The 8,687-nt window shown below is 69.2% G+C and carries 8 protein-coding genes; all 8 read left to right on the top strand.

Annotated features, from left to right (window positions below):
* Positions 1-27 precede the first annotated feature (27 nt).
* Positions 28-1,071: a type IV pilus twitching motility protein PilT gene (locus GRF61_RS22225; protein ID WP_169152807.1), complete on the top strand. Its 1,044-nt coding sequence runs from the start codon at positions 28-30 to the stop codon at positions 1,069-1,071.
* A 209-nt stretch (positions 1,072-1,280) separates the two neighbouring features.
* Entirely contained in the window at positions 1,281-2,414 is a 1,134-nt protein-coding gene (locus GRF61_RS22220; protein ID WP_169152805.1) for a PilT/PilU family type 4a pilus ATPase, read from the top strand.
* A gap of 258 nt (positions 2,415-2,672) precedes the next feature.
* A complete protein-coding gene (locus tag GRF61_RS22215) occupies positions 2,673-3,653 on the top strand; it encodes an ABC transporter substrate-binding protein (RefSeq protein ID WP_169152804.1) in 981 nt (326 codons plus the stop codon).
* 7 nt (positions 3,654-3,660) lie between these two features.
* A complete protein-coding gene (locus tag GRF61_RS22210) occupies positions 3,661-4,479 on the top strand; it encodes an ABC transporter permease (protein WP_169152803.1) in 819 nt (272 codons plus the stop codon).
* A 1-nt stretch (position 4,480) separates the two neighbouring features.
* Positions 4,481-5,272 (top strand): ABC transporter ATP-binding protein, encoded by a 792-nt coding sequence (locus GRF61_RS22205; RefSeq protein WP_169152802.1) that lies wholly within the window; start codon positions 4,481-4,483, stop codon positions 5,270-5,272.
* Positions 5,273-5,443: 171 nt separating this feature from the next.
* Positions 5,444-7,201, top strand: a complete 1,758-nt coding sequence (locus GRF61_RS22200; RefSeq protein WP_348982463.1) for an ATP-binding protein — start codon at positions 5,444-5,446, stop codon at positions 7,199-7,201.
* Entirely contained in the window at positions 7,189-7,545 is a 357-nt protein-coding gene (locus tag GRF61_RS22195; RefSeq protein ID WP_169152801.1) for a 5-carboxymethyl-2-hydroxymuconate isomerase, read from the top strand. Before GRF61_RS22200 ends, GRF61_RS22195 begins: the two co-directional genes overlap by 13 nt.
* Positions 7,538-8,687 (top strand): sigma-54 dependent transcriptional regulator (locus GRF61_RS22190; protein ID WP_169152800.1); only part of this gene is annotated, 1,150 nt, incomplete at its 3' end. The genes GRF61_RS22195 and GRF61_RS22190, both read left to right, overlap by 8 nt.

Here is an 8,687-nt window from a genome sequence, read left to right as displayed (position 1 = left end):
CCTTTCTCCTGCCTCCAGCCCGCCTCCATGGACATCACCGAACTGCTGGCCTTCGCGGTCAAGAACAAGGCTTCCGACCTGCACCTGTCCTCCGGCCTGCCGCCCATGATCCGGGTGCACGGCGACGTGCGGCGCATCAACCTGCCGCCGATGGAGCACAAGGACGTCCACGCCATGGTGTACGACATCATGAACGACGCCCAGCGCAAGCAGTACGAGGAGACCTGGGAGTGCGACTTCTCCTTCGCCGTGCCCAACCTCGCCCGCTTCCGGGTCAACGCCTTCAACCAGAACCGCGGCGCCGGGGCGGTGTTCCGGACCATTCCGAGCAAGGTGCTGACGCTGGAGGAGCTGAACTGCCCGAAGATCTTCAAGGAGATCGCCGACCAGCCGCGTGGCATCGTGCTGGTGACCGGCCCCACCGGCTCGGGCAAGTCCACCACGCTGGCGGCGATGATCGACTACGTCAACGAGAACGAGTACGGCCACATCCTGACGGTGGAGGACCCGATCGAGTTCGTGCATGAATCCAAGCGCTGCCTGATCAACCAGCGCGAGGTGCACCGCGACACCATGTCCTTCAACAACGCGCTGCGCGCCGCGCTGCGGGAAGACCCGGACGTGATCCTGGTAGGCGAAATGCGCGACCTGGAAACCATACGCCTGGCGCTGACCGCGGCCGAGACCGGCCACCTGGTTTTCGGCACCCTGCACACCTCGTCGGCGGCCAAGACCATAGACCGCATCGTCGACGTGTTCCCGGCGGCGGAGAAGGACATGGTGCGCTCCATGCTCTCCGAATCGCTGCGGGCGGTGATCTCGCAGACGCTGCTGAAGACCAAGGACGGCGCCGGCCGGGTAGCAGCGCACGAGATCATGATAGGCACGCCGGCCATCCGCAACCTGATCCGCGAGAACAAGATCGCGCAGATGTACTCCGCCATCCAGACCGGCCAGACGGTGGGCATGCAAACCCTGGACCAGTGCCTGACCGACCTCGTACGCCGCAACATCGTCTCCGCCGCCGAAGCGCGGGTGCGGGCACAGAACAAGGACAGCTTCGCCGGCTGAACGCGGCGCGGCCGGGCCGCATCCCCGCCTGCGCCACAGGCCCCGGCGGCAGGCGCGCCAGCTCGCCGCGGCGGCCTTGCCGCCCTCGCCTCCAGCCACTTCCACGAGCGCGCGACCGCCTGCCGTTTTCCGCCCTCTGGCGCGCCGCGCTGAAGGATAATGGCCGCTTCCCGGGCAGCGCCCGCAGGCCACCGGCCAGGAGTTTTTCGATGGAACGCGATCAGGCCCTCAAGTTCATGCACGATCTGCTGCGGTTGATGCTGCAGAAGAACGGCTCCGACCTCTTCATCAACGCCGGCTTCCCGCCCGCGATCAAGATCGACGGCCGTATCGTGCCGCAGTCCAATCAGAGCCTGGCGCCGCAGCACACCGCCGAGCTGGCGCGGGCCATCATGAACGACCGCCAGGCCGCCGAGTTCGAGGCCACCAAGGAGTGCAACTTCGCCATCTCGCCGGCGGGCATAGGCCGCTTCCGCGCCAACGCCTACATCCAGCAGGGGCGGGTCGGGCTGGTGCTGCGGACCATCGCGCAGAAGATTCCGACGCTGCATGAGCTGGGCCTGCCGGCCGTGCTGCGCGACATCGCCATGGCCAAGCGCGGCCTGGTGATCTTCGTTGGCGGTACCGGCACCGGCAAGACCACCTCGCTGGCGGCGATGGTGGATTACCGCAACGAGAACTCCTACGGCCACATCATCACGGTGGAAGACCCGGTGGAGTACGTGCACCAGCACAAGAACTGCATCATTTCCCAGCGCGAAGTCGGCATAGACACCGAATCCTGGGAAGCCGCGCTGAAGAACACCCTGCGCCAGGCGCCGGACGTGATCCTGATGGGCGAGATCCGCGACCGCGAGACCATGGACTACGCGGTGGCCTTCGCCGAAACCGGCCACCTCTGCCTCGCCACCCTGCACGCCAACAGCGCCAACCAGGCGATCGACCGCATCATCAACTTCTTCCCCGAAGATCGCCGCCAGCAGCTGCTGATGGACCTGTCGCTGAACCTGCGGGCCATGATCTCCCAACGCCTGCTGCCGATGAAGGACCGCAAGGGCCGGGTGCCGGCGGTGGAAATCCTGCTGAACTCGCCGCTGATCTCCGACCTGATCTTCAAGGGCGAAGTGCCGGGCATCAAGGAAATCATGAAGCGCTCGCGCGAGCTGGGCATGCAGACCTTCGACCAGGCGCTGTTCGACCTCTACGAAGCCGACCTCATCACCTACGAGGACGCCCTGCGCAACGCCGACTCGGTGAACGACCTGCGGCTGCAGATCAAGCTCAACAGCAAGCACGCCGACCGCGACATGAACGCAGGCATCCAGCACCTCGACATCGTCTGAGCGCTCGCTCCCGAGCTCGCCGGCGCGCGTGCGGGGCACCAGCCCGGGCTCGCCCCCGACTGCGGATTTCCGGAATTCCGCCGCGCCGATTCCGGGAATCCGCACGCTACCGGCCCCGCCCGCGGGCCGAACCTTGCACTCTCCTTCTGAAAAAACAAGCGGATAGCTCTCCCCGCCGGCCTGGCACGCCCTCTGCTGTATGCCCAGCGGGCGACCCGGCACTGCAGCCGGGCGCACCCACCCTGCGAGGAGACATCCATGAAGAAGAACGCCATCCTGGCTTCGGCCATCGCTTCCCTGTGCACCTCCGCCCTGTTCGCCGCGCCGGCCCAGGCCGAGGACGTGGTGCGCCTGGGCAACCTCAAGTTCGCCCACTACGGTGCGGTGTCCTACATGAAGGAGGTCTGCGCCAAGTACAACATCAAGCTGGAAGAGCGCATGTTCCCGAAGGGACCGGACATCATGCCGGCCATCGTCGCCAATGAGATCGACATCGCCGCGCTGGCCTCGGACGGCGCCATCTCCGGCCGCGCCAACGGCGTGCCCATCTATACCGTGGCGGGCTTCGCCAAGGGCGGCGCGCGGCTGGTGGCCGGTTCGGAAACCGGCATCAGCAAGGTCGCGGACCTCAAGGGCAAGAAGGTGGGTGTGACCCGCGGCGGCGCCCAGGAACTGCTGCTCTATGCCGAGCTGGAGAAGCACGGCCTCACTTGGTCGGACAAGCCGGGCAAGGACGTGCAGATCGTCTTCCTCGCCTTCGCCGACCTCAACCAGGCGCTGGCGGCCAAGCAGATCGACGCCATGTGCCAGTCGGAGCCGCAGTCCTCCCAGGCGCTGAACAAGAAGTTCGGCGTCGAGATCAGCAAGCCCTACGACACCGCCATGGGCGAGCCCTACCGCCTGCTGGTGATGACCGAGAAGCTCTACGGCAACAAGGATCTCGCCCAGCGCACGATGGAGTGCTTCGTCGAATCCACCGCGCTGTTCATCCGCGATCCGGCGCTGGCGGAGAAATACGTGCGCGAGCAGATGTTCAAGGGCCAGATCAGTTCGCAGGACTTCAAGGACGCGATGGACAACGCCGACTACACCTACGACGTCACGCCTGAGCACATCGACATCACCACCGACTTCATGCAGAAGTACGGTGTAGGCCGCATGTCCAAGCCGCCCAAGGCCGCCGAGTGGGTGAAGCTGGACCTGCTGCAGAAGGCCAAGGCCGACCTGAAGGTGGAGTGAGGCAGCCATGACGACCAAGCTCAAGGCCTTCTGCGAAGGCAGCGCGGTGCCGCTGCTGCTGATCGTCGTCTGGGAGGCGGTGGCGCGCGCCGGCTGGATCTCGCCCATCGTCATGCCGGCGCCCAGCGCGGTGGTGGTGAAGTGGTGGGAGGCCTTGATGCCGGCCGCGGCCTACGACCCGGCGAGCCAGTCCCGGCTCGCCTGGGCCTTCTCCGGCGAGATGGTGCACGACGCCTTCGCCAGCCTCTACCGGGTGGTGGTGGGCTTCCTGGTCGGCGCCGGGCTGGCGCTGCCCGTCGGCCTGCTGATGGGCGCCAACAAGCGCACCTACGCCCTGCTCAACCCGCTGGTGCAGGTGCTGCGGCCGATTCCCCCCATTGCCTTCATCCCGCTCTCCATCCTGTGGTTCGGGCTGGGCAACCCGCCTTCGGTGTTCCTGATCGCGCTGGGCGCCTTCTTCCCGGTGCTGATGAACACCATCGCCGGCGTGCGCCAGGTGGACGGCATCTACCTGCGGGCGGCGTACAACCTGGGGGTGAATCAATGGACGCTGTTCACCCGGGTGATCCTGCCGGCGGCCACGCCCTACATCCTCGCCGGCGTGCGCATCGGCATCGGCACCGCCTTCATCGTCGTCATCGTCTCCGAGATGATCGCGGTGAACAACGGCCTCGGCTTCCGCATCCTGGAGGCGCGCGAGTTCATGTGGTCGGACAAGATCATCGCCGGCATGCTCGCCATCGGCCTGCTCGGGCTGGCCATAGACACCGCCGTCAGCCGCCTCAACAACCATCTGCTGCGCTGGCACCGCGGCCTGGAGCACTGACATGGCGCAGATCGTCGCAAGCAATGTGCAGAAGGTGTTCAAGACCGCCGACCGCGAGGTGGTGGCACTGAAGGACATCGACCTGGAGATCGCCAGGGGCGAGTTCGTCTGCCTGCTCGGCCCCTCCGGCTGCGGCAAGTCCACCCTGCTGAACGCGGTGGCCGGCTTTTCCCTGCCCACCGGCGGCGTCATCACGGTGGATGGCAAGCCGGTGCAAGGGCCAGGGCCGGACCGCGGCATGGTGTTCCAGGAGTACGCCCTGTTCCCATGGATGACGGTGGCCGAGAACATCGCCTTCGGCCTGCAGGTGCAGAAGAAGCCGAAGGCGGAGATCGCCGCCACCGTGTCGCAGCTGCTGGAGATGCTGAACCTGAAGGACTTCCGCGACCGCTTCCCCAAGGACCTCTCCGGCGGCATGCGCCAGCGGGTGGCCATCGCCCGGGTGCTGGCGCTGGATTCGCCCATCATGCTGATGGACGAGCCCTTCGGCGCGCTGGACGCCCTCACCCGGCGCAACCTGCAGGACGAGCTGCTGCGGCTGTGGGAGCGGCTGGGCAAGACCATCCTCTTCGTCACCCACTCGATCGAGGAGTCCATCTACCTGGCCGACCGCATCGTCGTCATGACCTACCGCCCCGGCACCATCAAGCGCGACCAGCGGGTGGACATCCCGCGCCCGCGCGACCCCTCCGGCCACGCCTTCAACGAGCTGAAGCGCGAACTCGGCCGCCTGGTGATGGAGGAGCAGCAGCGCCATGCCGACGACGAGATGAAGCTGGCCGCGGTGGACTGAGCGCTGCATCCCGGTCCCCGGCGCAGCCCCGGCAGCGGGCCTGCACCGGGCGCCGCCGGATTAGCATAGGCGGGTGGAGTCCATGCGCATTCCCTCCCTTCCTCCCCTTCCTCCCCTCCGCGCCGCCTGCTGCTGGTCGGCGGGCTGGCGCTGGCCTGCCTGCTGTTCGCGGTGCTGGCCTACCAGCTGGCGCTGGCAGCCTTCCTCGACGGCGAGCGCGAGGCCGCCAGCCGCCGGCTGGCCTTCTACGCCCTGTCGCTGGAAGGCGCACTGGCCCGCCACGAAGCCCTGCCCGGCCTGCTGGCGCTGGAGCCGCGCCTGCACCAGCTGCTGGAGCATCCGCAGGATGCCGCCGCGGTGGTGGCCTGCAACGCCTACCTGCAGCGCGCCCAGACCGGCGCCGGCATCAGCGTCGCCTACCTCATCGACCTGCAGGGCCACACCCTGGCCGCCAGCAACTGGAACCAGCCGGGCAGCTTCGTCGGCCACAACTACGGCTTCCGCCCCTATTTCCGCGAAGCGGTGGCCGGCGGGCTGGGCCGCTTCTACGCCGTCGGCGTCACCACCGGCGAGCCGGGCTACTTCCTCGCCGCGCCGGTGCGCGAAGGCGGCCGCGAGGATGGCGCGGTGCGCGGCGTCATCACCATCAAGGTGAACCTGGCCGCCTCCGAGGCGGAGCTCTCCGGCGGCGGCGACAGCATCCTGCTGGCCGACGCCGCCGGCGTCATCTTCCTCGCCGCCGAGCCGGCCTGGCGCTACCGCACGCTGGCGCCGCTGCCGCCGGCCACCCGCGCCGCGCTGGCCGCCACCCGCCAGTACGGCGACAGCCCGCTGCAGCCGCTGGCGCCCTCTCACCCGCTGCACGACGGCACCGTGAGGCTGGATGACGGCAAGCGCTTCGCCCGCGAACTCATCATGCAGAGCCGGCCGGTGGGCAGCCTGGGCTGGCGCGCGGTGCTGCTCGCCGACCCGGCGGACGCCCACCGCAGCGCGCTGGGCGTGGGCTTCGCCGCCGCCTTCGCGCTGGCCTTCGTGCTCGCGGTGCTCGCCCACCAGCGCCTGCGCCGCACCCGCCGCGAGGAACTGCGCCGCGCCCAGGCCGAGCTGGAGCAGGCCATCGCCGAGCGCACCGCCGACCTCACCGACAAGGTCGCCGCCCTGCGCCGCACCCAGGCCATCCTCAGCCAGACCCGCGACACCGCGGTGCAGGCCGGCAAGCTGGCGGTGCTGGGGCAGATGTCCGCCGGCATGAGCCATGAACTCAACCAGCCGCTGGCCGCACTGCAGACCTTCTCCGACAACGCCGCCGCGCTGCTGGAGCTGGGCCGGCTGGACGAGCTGCGCGACAACCTGGAGATGATCCGCCAGCTCACCGCCCGCCTCGGCCGCATCGTCGCCCAGCTCAAGTCCTTCGCCCGCAAGGGGCCGGCGGAGAAGCGGGCGGTGGACGTGGCCAGCGCCATCGACAACGCCCTGCTCATCCTGGAGCCGCGCCGCCGCGAACTGCAGGCCACGGTGGCGCTGGCGCCGGTGCCGGCCGGGCTGGCGGTGCAGGCGGACGCCACCCGGCTGGAGCAGGTGCTGGTGAACCTGCTGCGCAACGGCCTGGACGCCATGCAGGGCCAGCCCTCGCCGCGCCTGCACCTGGCCGCCGAGCAGCGCGGCGACGAAGTCCGCATCGTCCTGCGCGACGAGGGCGCCGGCCTGCCGGAGGAAGTGCGCAGCCACCTGTTCGAGCCCTTCTACACCACCAAGCCGGCCGGCGAAGGCCTGGGCCTGGGGCTGGCCATCTCGCTGACCATCATCGAAGGCTTCGGCGGCCGCCTGGAGGGCGGCAACGCACCGCAAGGCGGCGCCGAATTCACCATCATCCTGGACGCGGCAACGGCCACCGCCACCACCGCGGGAGACCACCCATGCCCCACCTGACGCTGGAATACACCGCTAACCTCTGCCTGGACGCCGAGGCCGCGCTGCTCGCCCTCAACCACGCCCTGGCCGATTCCGGCCTGTTCGAGGAAGCGGACATCAAGAGCCGCGCGCTGCCGCTGCACAGCTTCCGCACCGGCACCGCCGCCACGCCGCGCGCCTTCGCCCACGCCCGCCTGGCCCTGATGCCCGGCCGCGACGCCGCCAGCAAACGCCACCTGGCGGATGCGCTGCTGGCGGCGCTGTCCGCCCAGGTTTCCTCCCCCGGCCTGGAAACCCAGCTGTGCGTCGAGTTGCAGGAAATAGCGGCGGATTGCTACGCCAAGGAGCACCGCCATGGCTGAACCGACCGCGCTGCCGGTATTCCTGGTGGAGGACGACGCCGCGGTGCGCATGGGCAGCGCCCAGGCCCTCAGCATCGCCGGCCTGCAGGTACAACCCTACGCCGACGCCGAGAGCGCCCTCGCCGCGCTGGCGCGCGAACGTCCCGGCGCAGTGGTGAGCGACGTGCGCCTGCCCGGCCGCGACGGCCTGGCGCTGCTGCACGAGCTGCAGCAGCAGGACCGCGAGCTGCCGGTCATCCTCGTCACCGGCCATGGCGATGTGGCGATGGCGGTGCAGGCGATGCGTGACGGCGCCCACGACTTCATCGAGAAGCCCTTCGCCTCCGAACAGCTGGTGCGGGTGGTGCGCCAGGCGCTGGACAAGCGCCGCCTGCTGCTGGAGAACCGCCGCCTCAAGGAAGCGCTGCCGGCGCAGGACGGCCTGCCGGTAATCGGCCAGACGGCGGCGATGCAGGAGGTACGGCGGCTGGTGGCCGCGCTCGCGCCCACCGATGTGGACATCCTGATCAACGGCGACACCGGCTGCGGCAAGGAGGTAGTGGCGCGCGCCATCCACGCCGCCAGCGGCCGCCGCGGCCCCTTCGTCGCGGTCAATTGCGCCGCGCTGCCGGAGACCGTGTTCGAGAGCGAGATGTTCGGCCACGAGGCCGGCGCCTTCACCGGCGCCACCAAGCGCCGCATCGGCAAGATCGAGTACGCCCACGGCGGCACCCTGTTCCTGGACGAGGTCGAGTCCATGCCGCTCAACCTCCAGGTGAAGCTGCTGCGCGCGCTGCAGGAACGCAGCATAGAGCGCCTGGGCGGCAACGCGCCGGTGGCGGTGGACTGCCGGGTGGTGGCCGCCTCCAAGGCGGACCTCAAGGCCCTGTCCGACGCCGGCGGTTTCCGCGCCGACCTCTACTACCGCCTCAACGTCGTCACCATAGACCTGCCGCCGCTGCGCGAGCGCCGCGAGGACATCCCGCTGCTGATGGCCCACTTCCTGCGCGAGGCCGCCACCCGCTTCGGCCGCGAACTACCGGCCTGGAGCGCCGCCGATCTCGCCCGCTGGCAGGCGCACGACTGGCCGGGCAATGTGCGCGAACTCAAGCACGCCGCCGAGCGCTTCTGCCTCGGCCTGGACCGCCCCGGCCCGGCCGCAC

It is taken from the genome of Azoarcus sp. TTM-91 (assembly GCF_012911025.1).
GTDB lineage: Bacteria > Pseudomonadota > Gammaproteobacteria > Burkholderiales > Rhodocyclaceae > Azoarcus.
This window is presented reverse-complemented; position numbering and strand designations above follow the sequence as displayed.